The organism is Aequorivita sediminis (assembly GCF_032080575.2).
Lineage (GTDB): Bacteria > Bacteroidota > Bacteroidia > Flavobacteriales > Flavobacteriaceae > Aequorivita > Aequorivita sediminis.
This window is the reverse complement of record NZ_JAVLSO020000002.1, coordinates 84,464-111,164: the sequence shown is the minus strand read 5'-3', so window position 1 is coordinate 111,164 and position 26,701 is coordinate 84,464. Positions and strand designations below refer to the sequence as shown.

The window sequence follows — 26,701 nt, the reverse complement described above, 5'->3', positions numbered from 1 at the left end:
TAACTCTTAGTCCTGTGTTCATTTCACATATATGGAGTATCGTTTAGTCATGAAAAAAATCGGGGTGCGGAATAAAGATGAAACTATTTAAAGATATACTTATAAACAATGCTTCGCAAGGCCTTCAATTTGGTTCAAGATGGTTGCTGAATCTTTTTATGATTTCTGCTTTAAGTATTGAAAACTTTGCTGTCTATTCTTTTGTTTATTCCTTTTCCAATATCATTGTATCAGTACTTCCTTTTGGAAGCTCCACTTTTTTGATATCCAAAGATTATTCTAAAGATTCTAACCGAACTCAAATTAATAGTAGTCTTGTAATAACTTTAGCTTTGTTTCTTGTTATTTTGTTGATATACGGTCTTTTAAGTATTTTCATTGATGATGTTAAAGGCTGGGAACTAATAATTTACGGTCTTTTACTTGGATTGACTCTTTCTCTTAACCTAATTTTATTTTCTTTTTTTAAAGGCTTAGGAAATTTTGTAGTAGAGCTATTTGTTTATATTTTCTTCTCACTTGGATTGCTGCTTTATATTGGATTCTACTATTTTGGTAGTGGGACTATAGAGGATGTACCTTCTATTTTTTCGTTCTTAATTACTCTTAACTTCTTGGTGTTTTTAGCAACTCTTATGCTTAAAAACAAAACTTTGGATTTATTTAATTTTAAGAGATACGATTTTCGATTTTCAGCTATAAAAAACAGCTTTATTGAACGAAAATATTTTGGATATCAAGAAATTGTAACAGCCATATATACTCAAATTGGGCTATTGATTCTTTTTTATATTCTTGAAAATAAAATATATGGTCAGTATCGTGCATTGTTCGTTGTCGTAATGCCTTTTTTTATGATTACGGTTACAATTTCGCAAGTTGTTTTGAACCAATTAAAAACCCTGCAATTCAAATTTGAAAACATGCTTTCATTTTTCAGGAAAATCCAGTTGTTTACAGTTATTTTAGGAGTTTTAATTTCAGTTTTTCTGATATTAGTAAAAGACTTAATCTTTCAATACATCAAAATTGATGTAAATTCCGTGATCAACATTTCGTATTATATTATTGTAGGTGTGGTGTTTATGCGTTTTGTTTTTTCTAATTATGAAATGCTTTTGGTTACCTTGGACAAACAAAAGGAAAGATTTTGGGTAATGTCTTTTTCTGCTATAGTAAGCCTACTATTAATATTTCTTATTTTACCACAAACAGGGTTGATTGGAGCAATTTCTATTAATGCATTAGCCTATTTTATAGTGCTAATTGGCACGCTTTACCTATCTGAACATACTATAAAAACGTTCAAGTTATGAAGGTTACAGTCATAACATCTAGATATCCCCGTAAAGGAGATATATACAGCCATATGTTTGTGCATACGCGATGCTTGGAGATGATTAAACAAGGTGTGAAGGTAGAAATATTTGTTCCTGAGCAAATGTCTAGTCGTTATAAATATGAAGGCGTAGAAGTTCATAAAATGCAAGCTCATCAAATAGTTAAAAGAATTGATGCTAAAAGTGTAATTTACCTTCATCTTTTAAATATTTACCCCTTTCAGAAAAAAGATGGTTGGCCTATTTACAAATATATAATTCAACAAAAGCTTCCATTTGTTTTTTATGTTCACGGCAATGAAGTTCAAAAATACAGTGCAAGAAGGTACGAGTTTGATTTTCGATTGACTGATATTTTAAAATGGATAAAAAAGGATTTTTTTGTAATACCAAAGATGCAACAGTTTGTTCATGAAGCATACCTTGGGACTTATATTTTTCCATCAAAGTGGATGAAAGAGGAGATGCAGCGAAATTTAAAATTAGAGATTAATAAATTCCATGTTATTCCGAATGGAATCGATACCCATTTATTTATGAACAACGATTTGTCAAAAAATCGACATAAATTAATTACTATTCGCTCCTTGTCACAAAAAGTTTATGATATTGAAAAAACAGTTGAAGTCATGGAATATCTTCCAACTGAATTTACTTTGGACATTTACGGTAAAGGAGTCTATGAAAATAAATATAAAAGGCTTATTAAGAAAAAAGGTCTTGATAATCGAGTAAGAATAATTTCAGCTTTTTTTGAAAAAGCACAAATGAATAAACTTTTCAAAAATTACGGAATCTTTATTTCTACTACACGAATGGATTCCCAAGGAATAACTATGATGGAAGGAATGTCAGCTGGATTATTGGTAGCTTCAACAGATAATTCATCTAAAAGAGAATTTATTTCTGATGGTGAAACAGGTATTCTGGCTATTGAAGCTAAAGAAATTGCAGCTAAAATTATTGAAGCAGTAGAAAACCCAAACAATTTTCTTCGAATTACTAAAAATGCTAGGAGGAGAATGGAGGAAATATGTCTAGAAAAAGTAACGGCAAAAGAAATATCTGTGCTTAAGCAAACAGCAAAACTGCTCGATTAATGAATCCTGAAATAAAAAATACCAATTATTACTTCATTTCAGGAATGCTACTATTTGCTTTCGTTTTGAATTTTATGTCAGAAATCACATATGGGATATTCAGGCTTGGAGTTCTAGATGAGGTTGCTAGTTTGGTTATCCTTTCTGCAGGTGTTTTGATACTTTTTTCATTGAAAAAGGCCACTATTGTAAATATGGACTTTATCATACTCTTTACTGTACTGAGTTTGATTTACATAATTTTTTACTACAATAATTTCCTTTCTTTCATCTATGAATATTATAAACTATTTATCTTCCTTATTTTTCTGCCAATCTTAAAGTTTTTTAAACCCGACGGTTTACAGAAATTTTTAAAAATTCTCTTTTGGTTTTTTATTATTGTCCTTTTTGTCAATCTTATCTTTATTGTCCTTCAATACGTTACTTCAAACAAAATTCTTGCAATCATTCAGTATAATGAGCTTCGAGTAAGCGGATGGGAACGGTTAGGTAGATATACGGGCCTTTTTGACGTAGCAACTTTAGGGAGCACCTCGCTGCTTATTATGCTTTTAAATGAAATAGGTAATAGAGACAAAAAGAGTCATAGAGTTTTATTTGTTCTTGCCTTAATCTCTGTTGTTTTTTCAAGTTCTAAAGCATCTTATGTTATTTTAATTCTCTGGTTTATCATTTACCATAAAGATGTTCTTATAAAAAACTTTCTACAGATTTTCCTCGCCTTATCCGTTTTGATAACTGTATTTGTTGCATATACTTTTAAAGCAATTCAAGCTAAAATTGTTCAATATGGTTATTTTTTCGAAAAAATTCAAAACCCGAATCTCATAAACCTTACGGATGTTGAAAAAAGAGCTTTGTTTTGGGCAGAAAGTATAAAAATTTTTATGTCAAATCCTTTTGGAATAGGTTTTGGTACATTTGGAGATACCTCGGCAAAACTAAACCCTAAACCTTATAAAATGAACTCTCGTAGGTGGGAAGAAGGATATGTTTATATGTCCGATTCAACTTTTTCTCACTTACTTGCAGAGCAAGGAGTAACAATGTTATTATATTTTCTTGTTCTAATTTTTCCTTTGTTCATAGGGTCGAAGAGAATTGCTTGGAAGTTTTCTGTTCTTTTAGTTGTTTTTTATGTAGTCCAAATATTGTTTACAATGGGCTTTTCATCTGGTAGTTGGCCTATAATTTTTGCTTTTATTTACGCTTTAATCTATTATTCTAAAAAGTTCGATACTATCTTTGATAAAAAGCATGCGATATAAATTTTTAATAGCATTTATAGTTTTAGTGGTTATCTCATTGATAGACTTTGCATTTTATGTAGATAAGGAACTTTTCTTTAATCATAAATTTGATGTCAGTGAAACGGAGTACTTAAGTAACTTGGGAGATGTACAGGTAGTTGAGGCAACACATAATTCAATTGTTTTTAAAGATTTAAAGTCTAAACTAAAGCCTAAATATACATACAATCTAAAATTTAAAGATGGAAAGAGCTATAACTTTACTTTTCACGATTGGAAAACTGAAAACCAAAAAACTACATTAAATTATGTTGTTTGGCTATTTGTGAAACCATTACAAACCAAAGGAAAAGCAGTTTTAAAAGAAATTGAAATACCTCGGAAAGAAGAAGGGACCCAAAAAGTTGCTTTTATTTCAGAACAACTAGGATGTTGTTTGATGAATGGGAAAAAAATGCGCTTTGAATGGAATAAAATAAACAGCGATATAAATTTTGTGGGCCAAGAAAAAGACGTTTTTGGATATGGATATTACGGAGGTGAGAACATAACTACTTCAGGGTTAATTTCAAAAATTGAAAGAATTGAAAACAATGATTTTGTGATTCTTTGGACAGGTAGAAATGATGGAGAAAAACCCACTCAAGATACAGTAGACGCAATAGGATCTATGTTGAAAACACTTAAGCAAAATAACCCAAATGCTAAAATTGTGTTGATGTACCCAGCTCCTAGCCCTAATGAACAGTATGATATAAGAATTAATAAAGTGGTAAAATTATTAAGACAAACTAAATTTGATTCTGAAGTATTAGAGATTGATTTATACAAGTTTATAAAAGATCAAAATAATTGGAAAGACTCTTTTTTCTTTGAAGATTATGGATTAACAGAAGAAGCTTATAAAACAATTGTCAAGCATATTAATGGTAAAATATTTAAATAAACACTATTCTGAAATATATGGCTTTTTTATAAGCCTGCTATTTATTTCATTGCCCTTTCCATCGCCTGTGATAGCTAATATTCTCTTGGTGGTTGTTAGTTTGCTTGTAGTTTATTTTAATATTTCTCAAGGACTGCAGACGATGACTAATGCCCAAAAAAGTATTATTATAATGCTATGTATTTTTGTCCTTTCCGTCTTCATATCTTCATTTATATACGAAAACGACTTTCTTAATAATAAAATAACAAGGCCGTTATATTTTATAGTAATTCCACTCTTGTTTTTTTTGGGTGAAGGATTGGATTCTAAAAACTTGGAAACGATAAAAAGAAATTTTGTAATTGCTGTTATACTTTTCAGTTTTATAGGCTTCTTAAAAATGCTCTACTTATACTATATACAAGTAGAAAATAAATTGTTTTTCGACGCTTTTGGTAGAGCACTTAAAATCCATACTACCTCATTTGCTTATTTAACGGTGATTGCCTTTTCATTTTCATTTAGTAAACTATTCAAAGAAAGCTTTAAAACAAAATACCACCTCTTGTATTTAGGGCAGTCTCTGTATTTGATTGTGCTGTTATTTTTAATTTCAACGAGAATAGCCTTTCTTGCTTTAGTACTTCTCATTGTTGTGATTGTAATTAATCAATTCCGTAAAAGAAAGTATAAGAAAGCTATTTTTTATGCTTCTATCATTTCAATATTACTTGTTATACTTACCTTGAACGGCTATTTATCCGAAAGAGTCGAAAACCTGTATACGGCTAATATTGAAAACAAATCTGATTTAGAAAACCGCTTTGTTATTTGGAATTGTGCGCTTGAAGTGTTCAAGAATAACGACATTAAAGTGTTGGGGTTAGGATTAGTAAATAGTAATGCCTTGTTACAGGAATGTTACTATCAAAAAAGTTTCTTTGGAAAAGATTTGGGGTACCATGCGCATAATCAATATTTACAAACCCTAATTGCAGGAGGATTAATAGGGTTACTTGTATTGATCTTTCTGATAGTTTATGTCTTTACCTATGCTATAAGGCATAAAAACCTACCCTTATTATCATTTGTTTTAATTTTTTCAATATTTTTTATTACCGAATCGGTTTTCGAACAACAAATTGGTGTAACCACCTTTTCACTATTTTTAGGACTTTTCTTTTGTCATAAAAATGCCGAGAATTCAAAGCTGTAATAATCATGAATCTCATCAAACAAAAAACATATAGTAGCTGGTTACCCTCAATATTTCTTGTATTGATATTCTTATCCGAAGGCTTTGGCAAAATAGCTGAGAAAGGATGGGTAGATAAGTCAGATATTGCAAAGTGGGTTAAGTTTTCTATTCTATTGCTTATTACTCCGTATTTATTGAAATATTGGAAAAAGTCTATTTGGTTTCTAATTTTAGGATTAATATTTTTTTTAGGACAATGGACAATCACCTATGGATTTAAAAGTGAGATGATTCTCACTTTTTCTAAATATTTGTTTCCCATTGCACTGCTTATTTTGTTCAACAAATTTAATTCTACTAGAGAAACTTGGGGGTTATTGTTTAATACTTTTAGAATCGTTTTAATTGTTAATAGTGTTCTAATTCTTCTAGGTTTCATTTTTGATATAGATTGGTTCTATACGTATAAATGGGGGAGATTTGGTTTTAGTGGCCTTTTAAATGTTTCTGCAACTGCTACATACTTCTATGTTATTGGCCAGTTGTGTTTTTTGTTGTGGTACAAAGTAGATTTTTTTAAAAAATGGAGCACTTACCTTTTGATTATCGCAACAGTATTACTTGGAACTAAAGGAGCGTTGTTAGGATTGATAGCAACCCTATTAGCCTATTTTATATTTTATTCAACACTTTCACCTAGGAAGCAGAAAATGATTGTTTTCGGGTTTCTAGGTATAGGCTTATTACTGTTTTATATGTTTTTCTTTCAATTCGGAATTTTTAACGAAATAAGAGAAGAAGAAGGCTTGATAACTTCTATTCTTAGTATGAGGAATGAACTTCTTTTAGAAGAAACTTTACCATTTATACAACAAGAATGGACTTGGGTGAATTATTTATTTGGTGGATATGATGATATTTATTCGCGAACCCAAATGGGCTTTCTCGATGTTTTTTATTTCTGGGGAATTCTTGGGGGCTTACTTTATCTATTTATTTATTATAAAGAATTTGTATTATTTAAGCTTTCAATTGTAGGCATATATACAGTTTGTGTACTGCTTATAATTGTATTTTTATCAGGCAATTTTTTCGAAAATGCTTCTGTTGCCATATATATGATTGTTTTTCAAAAAGCAATATCGATTTACGAAAGCTCCCCAATATTAAAATCTTTTCCAAAGTCATAGCGGGCTTTTAATTTTCTATTCCTTAATAATCTTTTTAACGGCACTGTTATTCTGATCATCAACGAATTCAATAAAATAAACGCCACTTTGCAGATCGGCAACAATTACCTCCCTTCCGTTCAAGTTTCTATAGAAAACACTTTTTGCCCCATAGTGTTAAAAATTTGGACACTTTTAAGGTCATAATTTGAATTGATATTTAAAACGTCATAAACAGGATTCGGATAAATTTTAATTGTTTGAATAGTTTCATCTTCAATATTCAAAGCGCAAACCTCCTTTAATGTCGTGTGAGAATCTATACACCACCCTTCCATACTATTTCCCGTAAAGACACAATCAGGATAAATATAATTTTCATCATCAACTTGAATATATGAAAGTAGAGGATTCTAGAGAACATTTAAATCTTCCAAGTTTATAATATTGCCATTCTGGATATTCAAAAATGATAAATTCGAATTTGCAACCCCAACTTCTTGTAGGTTAGAATTTGCAGATAAATCTAAATCACTAATGCCAGAGCCTCCTAGTTCAACCATATTATAAAGGCGAAGTATTTCTAAGTTTATATTATTAGATAAGTCTAGAGCATTGAGAGGATTACCACTAAGATTTAGCTGTTCGAGGTTTATGTTTTCACTTAAATCAATAAAATCAAGACGATTACGATCAAGTTCTAGCAATTTTAAATGTATATTATTACTTAAATCTATTTCTGTAATATATACCGGAGATTAATAATTCTGTGAGTACTATAATTTTTCCAAAGCCGTAAAATATTGAATACCTTCTAAAGAGGCGATGGGTTGATAACTAATGGATATTTGAGTAGCATATTCAGCTTCGGAAATTTGAACTTCACCATCTCCATTTAAATCGATAACAGGATTGTGGTTCAATAGCGCATTTTTAAAATTGTTGTCTGGAAAATTGATAATCTGGCTATGGCAAACTGCAGATAAAAGTATTATTATAAAAATAGTTGACTTCACTATTGTTGATTTAAAAGAAGTTATCTACGATAAAATATATTATAAGTCTTATTTTCACAATCAATTTATATTTAACGTGATGAATAATTTACACAGTAAGATTTTTCTAGTTTCATTGTTTTTAACTTTAATGTCCAGTTATGGGCAAAGTTGGGTACAATTAGGAAATGCAATTCCTGGAAGTAGCGCTTATGATTATTCTAGTCGTGATGTTAGTATTACTTCTAATGGTTTGCGGATTGCTATTGGTGCGGAACGAAATGATGGAAATGGAACTAATTCAGGTCAAGTAAGAGTTTATGAATATTTTGATACGTTAGGTTGGTATCAAATAGGATATGATATTTATGGTCAGGGATCCTCTAACTATTTTGGCACCTCGGTCTCTCTAAGTTCAGATGGCTCTATTGTAGCTATTGGTGCAATAATGAATTACGGATCATCACCGAATACTGGTTATGTCCAAATCTATGAAAATACCCAAACATTCAATTGGGTTCAAAAGGGTGGTGATATTCTTGGAACATTAGATATGGATAAATTTGGCAGTTCTATTAGTTTAAATGCTGATGGTACTAGAGTAGCAATTGGTGCCACACAAGAATTTGGAGTTCATATTGGTTTTGTTAGAGTGTATGATTTTGACGCTATTAATGGATGGGTGCAAATTGGCAACGATATTGTTGGTGATGCTAAATTTGATGAATTCGGCTATTCAATAATGATAAATGATGATGGATCACGGGTAATAGTTGGAGCTCCTTTTAATAGTAGTAATGGTGATAATTCGGGTCAAGCTAAAGTTTATGAACTTAATAATAATGAATGGATTCAATTAGGAGAAGATTTTTTGGGCGAAAATGCCGAAGATGAATTAGGGTACTCAATTTCAATAAATTCCGATGGTTCTGTAATTGCAATCGGAGCGCCACAAAACGATGACAATGGATTAAATGCTGGACAAGTTAAGGTATATAAATACAATAATATAGATGGGTGGATACAAGTTGGTGGTGACCTCAATGGCGTACAACATTCTCGTTTTGGTTATGCAGTTAGTTTAGATGATGTTGGTAATACCTTAGCAGTTGGGGCTTATTTAAATAGTGAAATTGAACCAGCCGCCGGAAAAGTGAAAATATATAAATATGATGAAACCGTAGGTTGGACCCAGTGGGGTCAGGATATTAATGGCACTAGTAATTCGCAGTTATTAGGCCAAGCTGTTGCCCTTAATTCTTCTGGTAATACAGTAGTGATAGGTGCGCAAAGTAGTGGTGAAACAACCCTCCAAAGAGGTGAAACAAGTGTGTTTGTGTTTGATGAAACGGTAAACGTTAGAGATTTCAAAAAGAGAAAAATTGCTATTTATCCAAACCCTACAAGCGGATTAATAAAAATTAATTATCCTGATAAAATAAATAAAATTCAAATTTACAATGAATTAGGCCAAATATTATTATCAAATATAGGAGAACCAGAAATGGATATTTCACTATTAGATCGAGGGTTATATTTTGTGAAAATATTTTCTGAGAATGGGCAAATTCAAACAAAGAAAGTCGTAAAGAGATAGCCGAATTGGCCATTACGAAAAGTTTCCCCTTTTTATACTCCAATATTCAACTCCTTTATCTTCAATTAGAAGTATATTTGCGCAAATTTTCAATGCACATTTTGTCAAACACTAGAATCCACATCCTAAACACCGCTATAAACAACCTCTCCATGCAGGAAACTCTTGCTTTGGTGCAGGAAAAAATTAATAAAGGTGAGCAACTTCATCACGTAGTTGTCAACGCAGGCAAAGTTGTAGCCATGCAGAAAGATTCTGAGCTTCGTAAAAGCGTAAACGAATCAGATATCATTAATGCAGATGGACAAGCTGTAGTATGGGCTTCAAATTTTTTAGGAAAACCACTTAAAGAACGTGTTGCAGGTATCGACCTTATGGCTAATCTTGTGGATATGGCGCATAGGAATAATTATAAAATTTTTCTTTTCGGAGCTAAGGAAGAAGTGGTGAAAACGGTAGTTGAAGAATATTCTGAAACCTATAGTCCTAATATTATTGCTGGATATAGAAATGGGTACTTTGAAGCCTCAGAAGAGGAGGCGATTGCTCACCAAATAGCTGATAGTGGAACTCAAATGCTTTTTGTAGCGATTTCCTCACCTATAAAAGAGAATTTTCTATATAAATACAGAGACGTTCTTAAAAATGTAAACCTAATAATGGGCGTAGGCGGTAGTTTCGACGTGTTTGCTGGGAAAACGAAAAGAGCCCCAATTTGGATGCAAAACGCAGGACTAGAGTGGTTCTATCGTTTTTTACAAGAACCAAAACGTATGTGGAAACGCTACTTAGTTGGCAATTCAAAGTTCATCTATCTCGTAATGAAAGAGCGATTTTCTAAATAAGCTTAAAAAGTTCATTACTGCATTCGCGCTTCCCCTTTGGGGGAGCTGGAGGGGGACTCACCACTAAAAACTCGCCTCTCACTACTATTTTCTCCCAAGACTTTCCTATCTTCCCCTAAATTTTTTAAAAATATAGTAGTGTCTCATTAAAATACCTTAAAGAAATATTTGTTTCAATTATCGTACACTTTTAGCGAATTAATAAAAAGTTTGACAGCATGCTCTTGAAATTATGATTTATGCGTAACACTTTAATTGTATAAAAAACTATAGTAATTTAACGAGCAGGTTGTTATAATTTTAGTCGTACAACGTGCGTCATTGTTAGACATTAATAAAAAATACAAAATACACAATGAGGATTCTGCTCTCTGCCATATACCCATTTGCCTTTTTGCTGCTATACCTCATTATCCCTTTTGATAATTATATAAGGGTACTTCCAAACATTTTAGTAGCAGTTTTAGTTATTGCTTTTCCATTTGTAGTTAAGAAAGATGATTTTAAGAAACTTAAATCGCTTCCTATTCTTGCCTTTCTTGGGTTAATAGTCTATCTACTAATCAACTCGTATTTTGCAGGTCGATTTGATGAAGATATTACTGTTATTAATAAAGTAATGGTTGCCTTAGGATTGGCGGTGCTTTATATTCCTGTATCCGATATGAATCCGTCTTCTGGATGGGCTGGAAAAATTAACAGTGCCATCATTTTTTCGGCCTTGGCGGCTATCATCTTTTCAGTATATAACTTTGTTTTAATAACCGATGCTACGGGAAGTTTCTCCTTAGGGGAATCCCCTCAAGTTGTTGAATCTTTATTGATAGACAGGTTGTATTTAGGCATGCTAAGTACATTCAGTATATTAATCTCTTTTCAAGCAATTAAAAAGAAATATCACCCTAACAATAATTACTACTTAGCAAACATATTGGTTAATGCGATTTTCATCGTATTAATGGCTTCTAAAATTGCAATGGTTGCCTTGTTTGTATTATTGTTGGTAAGGCAGTTTTATGGGCAACGTAAAATTTGGAAAGTTGCCATTGCACTCGGGGCTATTGCAGCAGTAGTGGCGCTATTTTTTATGATAAAAAGTGACACCGATTTTGAAACTAGTATTAAAGAAAGCAAAAATAATCCGCCGGCATTTATAGAAAACTCACTTACTTACGAGCTTAGAGCAGTGGTTTGGGGATGCGCGCAACAAATAATAAATAACGATGAGGTTCCATTTAACGGAATAGGATTTTATAATACTAAGGAAAAGCTTGTGTCTTGTTACGATTCGCAAATTTCAAATCCTGAAAAACGCGAACGCTTTACTACAAAACGATACAATACCCATAATCAATTTCTAGACTTTTATTTAAGTGCGGGCTTTATTGCGGTGTTGTTGTTTTTAGTATTTATATGCTTTAGCTTTTTAAGCGTTAGAAAACAATTTTTTCCCACAGCAATGCTTACAATTTTGATAGTGTATTGTATGGTTGAAAATGTATTTCACAGGCAGATTGGAGCCTATTATTTGGGGTATATTATTATTGCTTTAACATCAAGTGCTAATCACCTTAAAAACAACAAAGCAAAAATCGAATAAAAAGATTTGCAAATAGTATTTTTGCAAATTAATAAATCTAAAAAAATACCGTTTTCAATATCCTTAAGCACTTTTTTAAATTAAAAGCGTTTAGGGTAAATAACAACGGAAGGAATAAATATGAGAATTTCAGTAATAGGAACAGGATATGTTGGTTTAGTAACAGGAACTTGTCTTGCCGAAACAGGGAACGAAGTTATTTGTGTAGATATCGATGAGGCTAAGGTAGAAAGAATGCGCAATGGTGAAGTGCCTATTTATGAACCGCACCTAGAACTTCTTTTTGAAAGAAATATTAAAGCAAATCGATTAAGATTTACAACTTCACTAGATGAAGGGCTAGCACACGCTGAAATCGTTTTTTTAGCGCTGCCAACGCCGGAAAATGAAGATGGAGCTGCAGATTTGTCTTATGTATTAAATGTAGCTGAACAAATAGGAAAAAAAATCACAGATTATAAAGTAATTGTAGATAAGAGTACGGTGCCAGTAGGTACTGCAGAAAAAGTATATGCTATAATTGCAAAACATGCTTCTTGTGAGTTTGATGTAGTATCCAACCCTGAGTTTTTACGAGAAGGTTTTGCAGTAGACGATTTTATGAAACCAGAACGTATAATAATTGGTTCTAGCAGTGAAAGAGCTACAGCGTTAATGAAACGACTTTACAGCCCTTTTGTGCGCTCAGGGAATCCAATAATCGTTATGGACGAAAAGTCGGCAGAGCTTACAAAATATGCATCTAATGCATTTTTAGCTACTAAGATTACCTTTATGAATGAAATCGCAAATTATTGCGAAAAAGTAGGTGCAGATGTAGATAAAGTTCGTGCAGGAATGGGTACAGACAGCCGTATTGGAAAGCGATTTTTATTCCCTGGAATAGGATACGGAGGATCTTGTTTTCCAAAGGATGTTAAAGCGCTAAAAAAGGCTGGAGCAGATGAAAACTACAATTTTAAAATTCTGAATTCAGTTTTAGAAATCAATTCAGACCAAAAAATAATTTTGCTACCAAAAATCGAGAAGTTTTTTAACAACGATTTAAAAGGAAAGACCATTGCAGTATGGGGCTTGGCTTTTAAACCAGAAACAGACGATATTCGCGAAGCACCATCTATCGATATGATGAATGGCTTGTTGGAATTAAATGCGAAACTTCAGGTGTTTGATCCGGAAGCAATGCCTAACATCAAAAAACGCTTTGGAGATAAATTACATTATTCAGAATCGATGTACGAAGCACTTGAGGGGGCAGATGCACTTTTAATTTGTACAGAATGGAGTATTTTCCGTACCCCTGATTATTCTAGATTAAAAAACTCATTGAATAACCCTGTGATTTTCGACGGAAGAAACCTATACAATGTAAACGATATGGAAGCAGAAGGGTTTACTTATGTTTCAATTGGGAGAAAAGCAGTGAACTTATGATGTGCACGATATTCAATTATAATATAATAGAAAATGTAAGTTGGGGTATTCTATCCCTATGTAGCGCGAAATCGAAGCATTACTTTTTCTCAAATAATTTATTCAGATGAAAAAGCGCGTGCTTATAACAGGTGCTGCCGGGTTTTTAGGCTCACATCTATGTGATAAATTTATTGCTGAAGACTTCCACGTTATCGCAATGGATAATCTTATTACTGGTGATCTAAAAAACTTAGAACATCTCTTTAAACTTGAAGACTTCGAGTTTTACCATCACGATGTTACAAAGTTTGTGCACGTACCTGGAAAAGTAGATTATATTCTTCATTTCGCTTCTCCTGCTAGTCCGATAGACTACTTAAAAATCCCTATCCAAACTTTAAAAGTTGGTTCATTAGGGACTCATAACCTTTTGGGATTAGCAAAAGAGAAAAAAGCTAGAATATTAATAGCATCGACTTCTGAAGTTTATGGCGACCCATTGGTTCATCCACAATCGGAAGAATATTATGGCAATGTAAATACCATTGGTCCTCGCGGAGTTTATGACGAAGCAAAAAGATTTCAGGAATCGTTAACCATGGCGTATCACCGATTCCATGGTTTACAAACGCGAATTGCTAGAATTTTCAATACTTATGGTCCAAGAATGCGATTGAACGACGGTCGTGTTATTCCTGCTTTTATAGGTCAAGCGCTGCGTGGAGAAGACCTAACCGTATTTGGGGATGGATTACAAACTCGTTCGTTTTGTTATGTAGACGATCAAGTTGAAGGCTTATACCGCCTCCTGCTTAGCGATTATGCGTTACCTGTAAACATTGGGAATCCTGAAGAAATTACAATTCTTGATTTCGCAAAAGAAATTATAAAACTTACGAACACAAGTCAAAAGATTGTTTTTAAACCTTTACCTCAAGACGATCCTTTACAGCGTGAACCAAACATTTCTAAAGCGAAAGAAGTACTAGGATGGGAGCCAAAAGTGCCACGAGCAGAAGGTATGCGAATTACCTTTGAATATTTTAAAAATTTATCACCAGAAGAACTCTTTAAAAGCGAACACAAAGATTTTTCAAAACACAATAGAGGGTAAGTATGTTTAAAAGCGGACGATATTCTGGATTTATAAGGCCTATTTCATACGGACTAGATCTTGTATTACTCTATTTTTTGGCTTTCGAGTTTTTTAAAGATAGCATTCCGCTATTTAACTTTATTATTTACCTAACCTTCGCTTGGATATTACTTTCGCTACGATCAGGATTTTATGAAATCTATCGTTTTACACATATGTCAAAAATATTGTCTTTGCTAGGTAAGCAAGGGATAATTTTGGCGTTAATCGTATTCTCCTTCTTTGGGTTTTATAACAATATAGAAGTTTCAGCATCACTTATTTTCAAATATATAGTTGTTGTAATGCTAAGCATATCAATAGTGAAGTTTGGAATATATTTTCTTCTAAAAAAATATCGACTATACTTAGGCGGAAACGTTCGAAAGGTGGTGATTATCGGTCTTAACCAAAAAACAGATCAGCTAAGAAAGTTTTTTAACGAAAATCCAGTATACGGGTATCAACTAGTTAAAACATTTGATTTAAAAGGACCCAATAAAACTTCTATAGAAGAATGTATGGATTACATTCTTAAAGAAAATATCGACGAGGTGTATTCTTCGGTTGCAGAAATAGGAAATAAGGATTTAATAAAGCTAATAGATTTTGTGGATAACAACCTTAAAATATTAAAGTTCCTTCCCGATAACAAGGAGATATATACCAAAAAACTTGATTTCACATATTACGGAGTACTTCCAATCCTTTCTATGCGAAAAATTCCGATGGATGAACCGTTTAATAAGTTTATAAAACGTGGTTTTGATATTATACTTTCAATACTAGTAATTGTTGGGGTACTTTCATGGCTTACACCACTTTTAGGCTTATTTATAAAACTGGAGTCGAAAGGTCCAGTGTTTTTTAAACAGAAAAGAAACGGTTTGGATTACAAAGAATTTTACTGTTATAAGTTCCGATCGATGAAACCAAATCCTATGGCCGATTTACATCAGATTAAAAAAGGGGATGAGCGGGTTACTCGAGTAGGGCGAATAATTAGAAAAACGAGCATGGATGAACTGCCGCAGTTTATCAATGTTCTGAAAGGTGAAATGTCTGTTGTGGGGCCAAGACCGCATATGGTGAGCCATACGCACATGTATGCAGAGCGTATAGACAAATTTATGGTTCGTCATTTTATTAAACCAGGAATTACAGGCTTAGCACAAGTAAGCGGATTTAGAGGAGAGGTAGAGAGTGAAAGTGATATCATTAATCGTGTGAAATACGATATTTTTTATCTTGAAAATTGGAGCTTATTTTTGGATATAAAAATTGTATTTCAAACAATTTACAATGCTCTAAGAGGAGAAGAAAAAGCGTATTAAACAGTTTCAATTGCGCTTATAAATGCCTTAAATTGTTTTTCAAAATTAAATACTGAAACTGCGGTATTCTGAATTTTTTCTTTTGGATACATATTCAATTCGTTTTCGGAAATAGTATTAATAAACTCTTGAAGTTTCTTAGTGTTATTCACAGGAATTACCCAACCCAAAGATTCTTTAGCTACAATTTTCCCTCCTTCACCTCCTGCAAAGTAAAGTATAGGAAGTCCTAAGCGTGTATATTCAAATATTTTTGAAGGTACAGACCCGTATATTCTATTTGTTAAAGGAACAAATGCAATGTCGTATTTTTCAAGCTCTGTATGTAGCACCACTCTATCGACTTCCCCATAGAAGTAAACGTTTTTAGATTGTAACAATTTTAGCCTTTCTGCATCGGGTCCTGCTCCATAGATATGAAAACTTACATTTTGTGGGAAAGTGATTTTTTCACAGATTTCAAAAATTCCTTGAGCCACGCCTAACAAGCCGGCATATACAATTTTCACCTCCTTAGAAGTAGCTCTATCACTGATTTTTGGCACTTTGAAATTCGGAATATTTCGATATAAAAAGAGTGGCTTTTTATTTTCTAGTTTTGAAATATGTTGAAGTATTTCTTTAGACTGACCTACAATTAAGTTGGATTTCTTGTAACAATAACGCTCCATTTTTAAAAGTAGCTTATAATAAAACCCTTTGTTTAAAATCCCCATTTCCAAACCTGCTAATGGCCAAAGGTCTGATATGTTTAGAATGATCTTTTTTGAAAATATTTTCCCCAAACAAACTGCTGTAAACCCAACAAATACTGGAGAATATTGGATAAATATTTTTTTTGGAGTTTTTTTAAAAAGGAAAAATACCGCTAAGCTCAATGAAAATGAAAGCATTGAAAGCAACCGAATAAACTTGTTTGTAGAATTACTGGGCCAAGTCCATAAACGCGAAACTTCCCCGAAAGGAGATTTTTCAGATATTGACAATTTTCCGCGATAACCTTCAAATATTTCTCCGTTGGGATAGTTAGGTAGGGGACAGATTACTTTAACCCTATATCCTGCTTTTCCTAAGTTCTCTGCAATGCTATGCATTCGGTTTGCCGCAGCTCCTTTTTCGGGCGGAAAATAATTTGTTATTAAGAGAATTTCTTTTTGCACACTACAGAATAATTATTTGACCATAGAAACGAATTGCTTCAGTTTTCCACTTGCTGTTCTATCTAATTGTTCTCTTCTATTAAAATGAAAATTCAAACCATTTTCTAAATACTGCTCAAGAGTTTCTGTTATAGCTTGAATTTTTTCTGGGGTTAAGGTATCATCGCTCACATAATTTATTTCAAAAGTATCTTTCGTTAGTTGGGTTACTTTGAATTCTTTTATGTTTCCACTGTCTTCCATAATCTTCTTGGTGATTACGTAAAAAGTCATGCCAGCTGCTTTTTTTCCACTTGGAAGTATGGCAAAATCATTAGTTCTCCCCAACAACTTTTTTAAAATAGGCTTTTTCGGAGTGCTTTTCTCACTTAATGTTCCATAGTCGCCAATTTCATATCTTATAAATGGATGCGCTTTATTGTGTAATGAAGTGATAACTATTTTTCCCTCCTCACCTAAAGGTACGGGGTTGTTATTGTCATCCAAAATTTCCATAAAAAGTGTTTTGGAATCTACTTCCCACTCGTCGTTTAAATTAGTGAAGGCTATTACACCTACTTCCGAACAGCCGTATTCATTAACAACAGGAATGCCTAACTGAGTTTGAAGTAATGTTTTGTCGTCTTCAAAAAGCATTTCAGATGTAACAATACAGACTTTTAAACTTGGGCAAATGTCTTTTAATATTATGTTTTGAGACTTTAAATATTTTGCAAATAAAACAATGCTACTAGTGTAACCATTGATATAATCAAAAGGTTTCTGCTTATATACTTCGAGCATTTTATCTAAAGCTTCTTCAGAAAGGTCAAGAATTGAAAATCGATGGCGCTTGGCTAAAAAGTCCTTTAGTTGAACAGTTTTATTTTCAATGGTATCTAAGGGAATTCCGTAATACCGTGCTTGCAATGACGTGTTGAAGTCTATTCCGTACCATCCAAATCGTTCCATGTGGTAGGCCCATGTAATCGCATGGCTATATTTGTCCTTTGCGAAGCGCATTGGATTACCACTCGAACCTGAAGTTTTGTTTGTATAAATGTTCTTTTCTGAAAAACCTTTGGAGAGTCTCTGTTGTAAAGGAATTTGAAAATCAGTTTTTTTCATAATTGGAAGTGATTCCCAATTTTTAAAATCCCCTTCAACCAAATCTCGGTAAAAATCATTGTGCAATAAATGATGCTTTACGATTTCAATTTTTTTGTTATTCAAAAAACACTCGTAGTTTGCCTCATCTATTTTAGAAGTTAGAAGCAATTCCTCCTTGGCTTTCTTTATAGGAAAACGTTTAAGAAAAAGTGAAATATCAAAAAGTCTCAAATGATTACTTTCAGTTTAAATCAAAAACAAATTATCAATACTCAAATTCGTTTTAAATAAATTAGTGGTTCAAGGTACAAACAATTATTTTTGACACTTGGATTTCGGTACAATTTAAAACCTAAAAGTGTTTTAAAATAACTAAATCACCAAAAATTAAATCTTACTGCAAGGTTTTGAAAACCTTGTAGGTATAAAAAATATATCTATGAATATTCTAATCCTTGGTTCTGGCGGTCGCGAACATACATTTGCATACAAAATAGCACAGAGCTCACGTTGTTCAAATCTTTTTGTTGCACCTGGAAATGCAGGTACAGCTTCAATTGCAACAAATGTAGCAATAAATGTAACCGATTTTGAAGCTATAAAAAATTGTGTTGTTGAAAACAATATCGAAATGGTTGTGGTTGGTCCAGAAGATCCGTTAGTACAAGGAGTAGCCGATTACTTTGCTGAAACTTCAGAATTGAAGAACGTAATGCTTATAGGGCCTTCTAAACGCGGCGCTTTGCTCGAAGGAAGCAAACAGCGCGCAAAAGAGTTTATGATGCAGCACAACATCCCTACGGCAGCTTACGAGAGTTTTACCGTAGAATCTTTAGAGGCTGGAAAAATATTTTTAGAAAAATTAAACCCTCCTTATGTTTTAAAAGCCGATGGATTGGCGGCAGGAAAAGGTGTTTTAATCTTAAACGACCTTAATGAAGCAAAGCAAGAGCTAGAGAATATGCTTAGCCATAGTAAGTTTGGGGAAGCTAGTTCTAAAGTTGTTATTGAAGAGTTTTTGGATGGAATTGAACTAAGCGTTTTTGTATTAACAGATGGCAAAAATTATAAAGTTCTGCCTACTGCAAAAGATTACAAACGTATAGGCGAAGGTGACACAGGCTTAAATACAGGGGGAATGGGAGCAATCTCTCCAGTGCCATTTGTAGATGAGGAGTTGATGAAAAAAATAGAAGAGCGTATTGTAAAACCAACGGTTAATGGTCTTAGCGAAGAAAACATAAACTATAAAGGCTTTGTTTTTATCGGATTAATTAAGGTAAATAACGAACCGTATGTAATAGAATACAACGTTAGAATGGGAGACCCTGAAACTGAAGTTGTTCTCCCGCGAATTAAAACAGATCTTGTAGATGTGTTGGAAGCTACATATCGTCAAAAGCTTGATACTATAGATATTGAAATTGATGAAAGAGCGGCTGCAACTGTGATGCTTGTTTCGGGAGGATATCCAGAAGATTATGAGAAAGGTAAAGAAATTTCAGGATTGGGAAATATAGAAGACTCAATCGTATTTCACGCTGGAACTAAATCTGAAGCAGGAAAAGTACTTACTAATGGAGGACGTGTAATTGCAATTACTTCAATGGATAATGACTTTAGAAAAGCGCTAAAAAAATCCTATCAAAACATAGCTAAACTAAGTTTCGATAGGATGAATTATCGTAGAGATATTGGGTTTGATCTATAATCCAATATCTCTAAAAATATTGGATTATAGATAAACGTCAATTATACTGTTTCCTCGTAAGTATGAGTGTCTTCAGTGTTTTCGTCGTATTTTTTCAATTGAATTAACCAGTATACAAAAGCTACCGATCCAATTATAAGAAATATCCAAGACACAATATTAGCGCCCCACCAAGTTTGTAATTCAAAGTCACGCATACCATCTAGTGGATTCAATAAAACGGTTTCAAAAAAGGAAGCAATTCCTTCCCAAATATCTTTCAAGGCCATATCTTTAAACTTTTAGAAAGCAAAAATATAAAAAAACCCTATGTTAACAAGCTTTTTCGGGAAATCTAATCCTATAAACTATTTAATACTCTCTGTAATTATAGTATTTGGATATTTATTGGGAGTGTTTTCTGAATCGAATATAGACGTAAGCTCTACTTCGCTATTTAAACATTTCTTATTTATTGCATTAAGTGTGTTTAGTTTGCTATTGTTTGATTTTATCATCCGAAAAAATCACCTCACAAAAAACAACACTTTCGCAATTTTGTTTTTCTCGTGCTTTATGGTGATGCTGCCTGTTGTTTTTCTTAATCACGAAATACTCCTTGCAAATTTGTTTGTCCTATTAGCATTACGCAGGATAATGAGTCTTCGAAGTGATACTAATTCTGAAAAGAAAATTCTAGACTCAAGTTTTTGGATTACAGCAGCATCCCTGTACTACTTCTGGAGCCTTCTATTTTTTATTCCTCTGTATATCGCAATTATCCAAAAACCAAACACCAACCATAAGCAAATGCTTATTCCTTTTATTGGTTTTTTTGCAGTCGTAATTTTGAATACTACCTATCAATTGTTAACAAACGATTCGTTTGCTTGGTTTTTTAGCTGGAGGGACGAAATTAGCTTGGACTTTTCAAATTATAATTCGGCATCTATATTGGTACCAGTAACGGTATTACTAGCTTTTTATATATGGGCAGGGATTTCTAGAGCAGCCAAAATTGCGAATATACCCTCTAAAAGTAAACCAAATTATCTGCTGTTGTTTTACGTGAGTTTGGTTAGTATTGTAGTAGCACTTTTAGGTCCAGAGAAAACAGGAGCTGAAATTTTATTTATAATGGCTCCGCTCGCTATTATAGCAGCCAATTATATCGAAAATTTTGGTGCAAAAGGTTTTGTGAAAGAAGATGTTATCGAATATAGATTTAAGGAAACCCTGCTTTGGATGGTTGTTTTATTACCCTTCGTATTTATGTTTTTATAATAGCCAGTTGTACAATAAATACTGAAAGTGATATTCGTTTATTCGTCATAACAAGATAAGAAGCTAAACATCATTTTCTAAATCCTAAGGCAAAATTTGATACATTTGTATTTTAAGCAAAAACCTGTGATGGTATCAATATAGGTTCCGCCTAATAAGCTCGGTGTCTGAGCTTATTTGAAGATATTAACCTGTACTCTGGCAGCGTTTTTAGCATTATCCTGCAAGGTCTTTAAAGCCTTTTAGGTAATAATTAAGTTAAGTAACAATATTAAACCTACAAGGTTCGAAAAACCTTAGATAAATAAAAAAATATGTTTTCAGACAAAGCCAATAAAATCTTCGCAGAAGTTATAAATAAATACCACGAAGTAAATACTGTAGATCAACCTTTCAGTAATCCTTACGATAAAGACAGTCAGTTACTAGAACATCTATTATATCGCAAATGTTGGATAGACACTGTTCAATGGCACTATGAAGACATCATCCGCGACCCGAATATCGATCCTGTTGCTGCGCTTAAATTAAAGCGTAAGATAGATGCTTCTAATCAGGATAGAACCGATATGGTTGAATATATCGATAGCTATTTTCTAGAAAAATATAAGGATGTAGAGGTAAACGACGATGCTACTATTAACACCGAAAGTCCTGCTTGGGGTGTCGATCGTCTTTCAATTTTAGCATTGAAAGTTTATCATATGAATGAAGAAGCTGAGCGTGAAGATGCATCACAAGAACATCAAATGGCTTGTAAAGCAAAATTGAATGTGCTGTTGGAGCAGCGTGTGGATTTGAGTACTGCAATTAACCAATTGCTAGACGATATCGCTCACGGTAGAAAGTATATGAAAGTGTACAAACAAATGAAAATGTACAACGACGATGAACTAAATCCAGTTCTTCGCGGAAAGAAATAATTTAACAATCAACCCTAATAGGTTTTAATAACTTGTTAGGGTTTCTTTATTCCTATGGCTAAAAACCCAAAACATATATTAGTAATTCGCCTATCTGCAATGGGGGATGTAGCTATGACGGTGCCTATTCTTCGGGTTTTCAGTCAAACCTATCCCGATATAAAGCTTACAGTAGCGTCCCGACCGCATTTTAAACCTTTTTTTGAGGGGATACAGAATTTAGATTTTCTTGAGGCAGATGTTTACGGCGAACATAAAAACTTGGGATTAATTAAGCTTGCTAAAAAAGCAAAAGCCAATGGGGTTGAGGTTGTGGCAGATTTACACAATGTTATACGCTCTAAAATAATCACTAAGTATCTGATTTTTAAATGGATTAAATCGGTTAAGATTGATAAGGGCAGAGCAGAGAAAAAAGTATTGGTTAACGCTAAAGGGAAAAGTATTTCGCAATTAAAAACAACGCATCAACGTTATGCCGATGTTTTTGAAAAACTTGGCTTTCCGTTAGATTTAAATCAATTTGTAGCGCCACCTAAAAAGCAACTAACCCCTAAGCTCAACGGCTTAATTGGTGTAGAGCAAAAAAAACTGATTGGCATTGCACCTTTCGCGGCTCACGACGGAAAAATGTATCCTTTAAGCTTAATGACTGAAGTTATTCAAGAGCTAGATGAAACCAATAAATACCGTATCTTTCTTTTTGGCGGAGGAAAGAAGGAAATTGAGCAACTTAAAAAGCTTGAAAATCCTTTCGCTAATGTAACCAACGTAGCTGGAAAATTAAGCTTTGAAGAAGAGTTAGCTCTAATTTCAAATTTAGACTTAATGCTTTCTATGGACAGTGGTAATGGTCATTTGGCGGCAATGTATGGCATTCCAGTAATTACGCTTTGGGGCGTTACACATCCGTATGCTGGTTTTGTGCCTTTTAACCAGCCAGAAAGCAATCAATTACTTGCTGACCGAGAAAAATTTCCTTTAATTCCAACTTCTATTTATGGAAATAAATTTCCGAAAGGGTATGAAGATGCAATAAAGACTATTGCACCGCAAACTGTTGTCATTAAAATTGTTGAGGTACTGGAATAGCTTATTTTATTTAAATTCCACGAATGGTTCCTTTACTTCGGCTTGTGTATTTCTTCACTGTGCAATGATTTTTTGACAGTAGTTGAGGCTTTCAGGCAGGGAATTTTGTCACACTTTATTACAATTCAATTCTTGGAAAAAATGAGGTTATTAAAATTTAACAATTAAAAAAATATTTGTGTCTTTTTTTGTGCTTAATTTGCCTGCTTAAACGAAATATATTTTTTGACCCATGAAAAAGAGATTTTTAACACCTACACTTATTCTCTCTCTCTCTCTCTCTCTCTCTCTTCTTTAGCAGTTGCGAAAGAGAGGAATTCAAAAATGAAACCTTAACACCGATGGAGAGCGCTTCCTCAGCGGCCCAAAGAGGTACTGAAAATGAAGAATGGTTTGAACAAAAACAAATTGTTCTTGGCGGCCAAAGGACCAATGCTTATTCGGTTGCAACAATGGATTCCGCTTTTGCATATTACAATTTATGGTACAAGGGCACGATACACAATGGTTTGATGAAATATAATTCGTATGCTGCCACGCATGGTATCGACAAGCAAATTGAGGATGCCATAGTGTGGGCCTGGGAAAACGGTAACGGTTCCGCTTCTACTCCCATGCTCCACCGTTACCCACAATTGGCGGATATGGCACAAATTGCAGGCGTTACTCAAGGTGCTTTTTGGGCTGCCATGACCAGCAATTTAATAACACTCTTGCCTGCAAACTTAAGACCTGACAATCTCTATACCGGACTCAAAGATAAGAAAGGCCCAAATGGAGATCCAAATACAGCCAGAATAGAACAAACGGTATTTCACGAATCCAGCCATTATTCCCATGCCAGAAAGGCAGGTGCGACATTTTGGGCAAATCTTTTTGCGTCTGAAATAAATAACGATATACAGCATGGCGATCCATACCATAACGGCACAAAACCAACCCTCAATGCTGCCAAGCGCATTGCAGTAGCCGAAGGCTGGGCCACGTTTATGGAATTTTATATGATGAACGATACGTATGGTAGGGCCTGGAGCGGTGGCAGTTGGCGAAATGACCCCGTTACTTTCATGGAAAATTTTGATGTTTACGATGTCCCGATGCAAATAGAAATAGAAGACAACAGAAGTTGGTTTTTAACTGGAATTTTTTGGGACATAAAGGATTCCAATAGCGATAATATTGCCGTCCACCGTAATGGTAGCGGGGTATTCCAAAACAATATTATCGACAATTACTCCATAAGTACTGGCACGAGTCTACAGCCAATTTTCAACAAGCTTACGGGCAGCATTAACTCTGCTGCCGCTTTGAAAAACAGTTTAATAGGGACGAGTTCTGGAAGTGCTGCCACTGCTGTTAAAATCAATGAATTATTCACGAGCTATGGGTATTAAAATTCATTATTTGGCAATAGCCATACTCTTTTTTGGCGTTTTATCTTGTGACCCGCCAAGAGAGTTTTGTGACGATATGGGCACCTTCGCCAGAGTTTCGGACATATTTATCTTGGAACCGCTACAGGACACATACCATAAGGGGGATGTGGTTACCCTTAAAGGAAGTATCGCAAACATATCTCCTTATTTCGCAGAACCAAACGTCAATCTTTTAGAGGTTACGGGTGTTGATACTGCATGGCTTATAGGAGGTGCGACGGCATTATTTGACGATAATTCTATAAATTATATAAAAGGCTCAAAAAGGGAAGGTGCATCTAATTGGTATAACATGCCATATAGCGAAATAGGTGATAAATATGAGTTTGAAGTAAATATCACCTTAAATCGTACAGGAACGTATAACTTTCATTCTTCTTATCTAATCGATATAATTGGCGAAGGCTGCAACACTTATAATTTTGATACAAACATTGCCGGAGCCAACGCAGACAGCAGGATTGAATTTGAGGTGCTGGAATAACTTTAATTACATCAATGAAAAGACCCCAAAGGTTTTAAAAACCTTTGGGGTCTTTTATTTCTTCAAAGATATTTTTGGATAAATTCACTAACTTGCACTAATGCAAATAGGTATGCCGACCTCATTTATCGTTTTCGGTCTTAGATTTTTCTTTTAATAATGAACACTTTAGAAAATAATATAGAAATTAAAAGACTTTGGTTTACAGACTCAAAAATATATATCGAAACCCACGATGGGCAGAAGCTAAGCCATCCATTATCCTGGTTTTCAAAGTAGAAAAATGCAAGCGAGGAAGAGAAAAACAACTACGAACTCTCCCCTTTTGGAATCCATTGTTTAAATCTTGATGAAGATTTAAGTTTCAGTGATCTTTTGATTTTAAAAAATAAAGTCTTTAGCCCTATCTTCATGCTTTTTTTTTGAAATTTGGGATTTCAAAATTTGGGATTTCAAGCTTTAAACATCATCATAATCTACAACAATCTTAGCTGTTGTAGGATGTGCTTGGCAAGTTAAGATTAAACCTTCTGCAATTTCAGAATCGGTAAGGATTTGATTTTTACGCATTTCGGCTTTTCCTTCTTTTAGGCGAGCGATACAGGTACTGCAAATTCCTCCTTGACAAGAATATGGGGGATCTAAGCCTTCGTCTAATGCCGCTTCAAGAATAGATTTCGTTTGTGGCATAACAAAGGTTTCTTCCTCATCATCAAGCATAACTACCACGCTAGTATTACCGTCATGTGCTTCTACTAAAAGTCCTTTTTCTGCAGTTGAAAACAGTTCGTGGTGGATTTGTTTTGAATTTACTCCGTTGTGTTTCAATGTAGCCGAAACCTCGTCAATCATTTCTTCAGGACCACACAAATAATAGGCTTCGTGTATATCTTCCCCATATTTATTTTTCAAGAAATAATTTGTGATAGATCGGTCTATTCTTCCAAATCTAGCACCTTCTTCTTCTTTTCTGCTGAAGACAAATTCAACATAAAATCTATCCGGATATTGATCTTTAAGCGCTACTATTTCATCGTAAAACATTGTTTCTTCTACGGTTTTATTGCCATAAATAAGTAAGAAAGTGCTTTGAGGCATTTCTTCCATAGTAGATTTTATAAGCGATAACACTGGGGTTATCCCACTTCCAGCAGCAAAAGCAACATAGTTTTTAATATTTGGCTCCAAAGTAAATTTACCTGTTGGTGGCATTACTTGCAAAGTGTCGCCAGCTTTTAAAACTGAATTTGCATATTGTGAAAATAGTCCGTTCTCAACTTTTTTAACCCCAACCTTTAGTGTTCCACTTTTTGGGGAAGAACATATGGAATAAGCGCGGCGTATCTCTTTGCCATCGGCTAGGTATTTGATTGTAATATATTGTCCAGCTTTAAAAGAAAATGTACCTTTCAAATTATCTGGAATTTGAAAACTAATTGAAACTGAATTTGGAGTTTCTTTCTTTACCTCAGAAACGGTAAGCGCATGAAATTCGCTCATAATCGTAATTTTTTTTGCAAAAGTACAAATGATATCAGTTAAATAAAGTTTCAACCACTTTAAAGTGATGTATTTTTTCAGGGTTTCATTAAGCAGATAATAAAAAGAAACGTATTTTTACCGCTCTTTAGCG

Annotated in this window: 26 protein-coding genes; 18 read left to right on the top strand and 8 right to left on the bottom strand. The window is 33.7% G+C overall.

The window, feature by feature from the left end; translation table 11 throughout:
- Positions 1–77: 77 nt before the first annotated feature.
- The 6 genes from RT250_RS03985 to RT250_RS03960 all read left to right on the top strand — a co-directional run bounded on the left by RT250_RS03985 (position 78) and on the right by RT250_RS03960 (position 7,009).
- The gene (locus tag RT250_RS03985) at positions 78–1,316 is read left to right on the top strand and encodes a lipopolysaccharide biosynthesis protein (protein WP_313112370.1); all 1,239 of its coding nucleotides are present in this window, start codon (positions 78–80) and stop codon (positions 1,314–1,316) included.
- On the top strand, positions 1,313–2,440 hold the full coding sequence (locus RT250_RS03980; RefSeq protein WP_313112369.1) for a glycosyltransferase family 4 protein: 1,128 nt from the start codon (positions 1,313–1,315) through the stop codon (positions 2,438–2,440). The genes RT250_RS03985 and RT250_RS03980 overlap by 4 nt, the downstream gene beginning before the upstream one ends.
- Positions 2,440–3,711 (top strand): O-antigen ligase family protein, encoded by a 1,272-nt coding sequence (locus tag RT250_RS03975; protein WP_313112368.1) that lies wholly within the window; start codon positions 2,440–2,442, stop codon positions 3,709–3,711. Before RT250_RS03980 ends, RT250_RS03975 begins: the two co-directional genes overlap by 1 nt.
- Positions 3,701–4,639, top strand: coding sequence for an SGNH/GDSL hydrolase family protein (locus RT250_RS03970; RefSeq protein ID WP_313112366.1), 939 nt, complete (start codon positions 3,701–3,703; stop codon positions 4,637–4,639). Before RT250_RS03975 ends, RT250_RS03970 begins: the two co-directional genes overlap by 11 nt.
- 382 nt (positions 4,640–5,021) lie before the next feature.
- Positions 5,022–5,837 carry an O-antigen ligase family protein gene (locus RT250_RS03965; RefSeq protein WP_313112364.1) on the top strand — a complete coding sequence of 272 codons (816 nt, stop codon included), beginning with the start codon at positions 5,022–5,024 and terminating at the stop codon, positions 5,835–5,837.
- Positions 5,838–5,842: 5 nt separating this feature from the next.
- Positions 5,843–7,009, top strand: a complete 1,167-nt coding sequence (locus RT250_RS03960; RefSeq protein WP_313112363.1) for a hypothetical protein — start codon at positions 5,843–5,845, stop codon at positions 7,007–7,009.
- Positions 7,010–7,024: 15 nt separating this feature from the next.
- Here RT250_RS03960 and RT250_RS13615 read toward each other — a convergent pair whose 3' ends face one another.
- The 4 genes from RT250_RS13615 to RT250_RS03950 form a co-directional block, all read right to left on the bottom strand.
- Entirely contained in the window at positions 7,025–7,132 is a 108-nt protein-coding gene (locus RT250_RS13615) for a T9SS type A sorting domain-containing protein (RefSeq protein ID WP_353963214.1), read from the bottom strand.
- On the bottom strand, positions 7,129–7,326 hold the full coding sequence (locus tag RT250_RS13610) for a T9SS type A sorting domain-containing protein (protein WP_353963213.1): 198 nt from the start codon (positions 7,324–7,326) through the stop codon (positions 7,129–7,131). Before RT250_RS13610 ends, RT250_RS13615 begins: the two co-directional genes overlap by 4 nt.
- 75 nt (positions 7,327–7,401) lie before the next feature.
- Entirely contained in the window at positions 7,402–7,695 is a 294-nt protein-coding gene (locus RT250_RS03955; protein ID WP_313112361.1) for a hypothetical protein, read from the bottom strand.
- A gap of 69 nt (positions 7,696–7,764) precedes the next feature.
- A complete protein-coding gene (locus RT250_RS03950; protein WP_313112359.1) occupies positions 7,765–8,004 on the bottom strand; it encodes a hypothetical protein in 240 nt (79 codons plus the stop codon).
- A 79-nt stretch (positions 8,005–8,083) separates the two neighbouring features.
- Between RT250_RS03950 and RT250_RS03945 the strand changes: the two genes are divergently transcribed.
- The 6 genes from RT250_RS03945 to RT250_RS03920 all read left to right on the top strand — a co-directional run bounded on the left by RT250_RS03945 (position 8,084) and on the right by RT250_RS03920 (position 15,910).
- Positions 8,084–9,580 (top strand): T9SS type A sorting domain-containing protein, encoded by a 1,497-nt coding sequence (locus RT250_RS03945; RefSeq protein ID WP_313112357.1) that lies wholly within the window; start codon positions 8,084–8,086, stop codon positions 9,578–9,580.
- A gap of 92 nt (positions 9,581–9,672) precedes the next feature.
- Positions 9,673–10,425 carry a WecB/TagA/CpsF family glycosyltransferase gene (locus RT250_RS03940; protein ID WP_494337394.1) on the top strand — a complete coding sequence of 251 codons (753 nt, stop codon included), beginning with the start codon at positions 9,673–9,675 and terminating at the stop codon, positions 10,423–10,425.
- Positions 10,426–10,780: 355 nt separating this feature from the next.
- A complete protein-coding gene (locus tag RT250_RS03935) occupies positions 10,781–12,025 on the top strand; it encodes an O-antigen ligase family protein (RefSeq protein WP_313112354.1) in 1,245 nt (414 codons plus the stop codon).
- Between the two features lie 120 nt (positions 12,026–12,145).
- Positions 12,146–13,459 (top strand): UDP-glucose dehydrogenase family protein, encoded by a 1,314-nt coding sequence (locus RT250_RS03930; RefSeq protein ID WP_313112352.1) that lies wholly within the window; start codon positions 12,146–12,148, stop codon positions 13,457–13,459.
- A gap of 106 nt (positions 13,460–13,565) precedes the next feature.
- Positions 13,566–14,555 carry a UDP-glucuronic acid decarboxylase family protein gene (locus tag RT250_RS03925; RefSeq protein ID WP_313112351.1) on the top strand — a complete coding sequence of 330 codons (990 nt, stop codon included), beginning with the start codon at positions 13,566–13,568 and terminating at the stop codon, positions 14,553–14,555.
- Between the two features lie 2 nt (positions 14,556–14,557).
- The gene (locus tag RT250_RS03920; RefSeq protein ID WP_313112349.1) at positions 14,558–15,910 is read left to right on the top strand and encodes an exopolysaccharide biosynthesis polyprenyl glycosylphosphotransferase; all 1,353 of its coding nucleotides are present in this window, start codon (positions 14,558–14,560) and stop codon (positions 15,908–15,910) included.
- Here RT250_RS03920 and RT250_RS03915 read toward each other — a convergent pair.
- The gene (locus RT250_RS03915) at positions 15,907–17,070 is read right to left on the bottom strand and encodes a glycosyltransferase family 4 protein (protein WP_313112347.1); all 1,164 of its coding nucleotides are present in this window, start codon (positions 17,068–17,070) and stop codon (positions 15,907–15,909) included. The genes RT250_RS03920 and RT250_RS03915 overlap by 4 nt on opposite strands.
- Before the next feature lie 12 nt (positions 17,071–17,082).
- On the bottom strand, positions 17,083–18,390 hold the full coding sequence (locus RT250_RS03910; protein WP_313112346.1) for a phenylacetate--CoA ligase family protein: 1,308 nt from the start codon (positions 18,388–18,390) through the stop codon (positions 17,083–17,085).
- A 208-nt stretch (positions 18,391–18,598) separates the two neighbouring features.
- Between RT250_RS03910 and purD the strand changes: the two genes are divergently transcribed.
- A complete protein-coding gene (gene purD / locus RT250_RS03905; RefSeq protein ID WP_313112344.1) occupies positions 18,599–19,870 on the top strand; it encodes a phosphoribosylamine--glycine ligase in 1,272 nt (423 codons plus the stop codon).
- 41 nt (positions 19,871–19,911) lie between these two features.
- On the opposite strand, the gene RT250_RS03900 is transcribed toward purD, so the two are convergent.
- Positions 19,912–20,139: a DUF6341 family protein gene (locus RT250_RS03900; RefSeq protein WP_313112342.1), complete on the bottom strand. Its 228-nt coding sequence runs from the start codon at positions 20,137–20,139 to the stop codon at positions 19,912–19,914.
- A gap of 40 nt (positions 20,140–20,179) precedes the next feature.
- Here RT250_RS03900 and RT250_RS03895 point away from each other — a divergent pair, with 40 nt between their 5' ends.
- From RT250_RS03895 to RT250_RS03875, 5 genes are all read left to right on the top strand, one after another.
- Positions 20,180–21,133 carry a DUF6427 family protein gene (locus tag RT250_RS03895; RefSeq protein ID WP_313112340.1) on the top strand — a complete coding sequence of 318 codons (954 nt, stop codon included), beginning with the start codon at positions 20,180–20,182 and terminating at the stop codon, positions 21,131–21,133.
- Between the two features lie 314 nt (positions 21,134–21,447).
- Positions 21,448–22,056 carry a DUF4254 domain-containing protein gene (locus RT250_RS03890; protein ID WP_313112339.1) on the top strand — a complete coding sequence of 203 codons (609 nt, stop codon included), beginning with the start codon at positions 21,448–21,450 and terminating at the stop codon, positions 22,054–22,056.
- 54 nt (positions 22,057–22,110) lie between these two features.
- Complete coding sequence (locus RT250_RS03885; protein WP_313112336.1) at positions 22,111–23,148, top strand: glycosyltransferase family 9 protein; 1,038 nt, start codon at positions 22,111–22,113, stop codon at positions 23,146–23,148.
- A gap of 341 nt (positions 23,149–23,489) precedes the next feature.
- Positions 23,490–24,542 carry a hypothetical protein gene (locus RT250_RS03880; RefSeq protein WP_313112334.1) on the top strand — a complete coding sequence of 351 codons (1,053 nt, stop codon included), beginning with the start codon at positions 23,490–23,492 and terminating at the stop codon, positions 24,540–24,542.
- Positions 24,514–25,068: a hypothetical protein gene (locus tag RT250_RS03875; protein WP_237606727.1), complete on the top strand. Its 555-nt coding sequence runs from the start codon at positions 24,514–24,516 to the stop codon at positions 25,066–25,068. Before RT250_RS03880 ends, RT250_RS03875 begins: the two co-directional genes overlap by 29 nt.
- 459 nt (positions 25,069–25,527) lie before the next feature.
- On the opposite strand, the gene RT250_RS03870 is transcribed toward RT250_RS03875, so the two are convergent.
- Entirely contained in the window at positions 25,528–26,568 is a 1,041-nt protein-coding gene (locus RT250_RS03870) for a ferredoxin--NADP reductase (RefSeq protein WP_139854211.1), read from the bottom strand.
- Between the last annotated feature and the right edge of the window lie 133 nt (positions 26,569–26,701).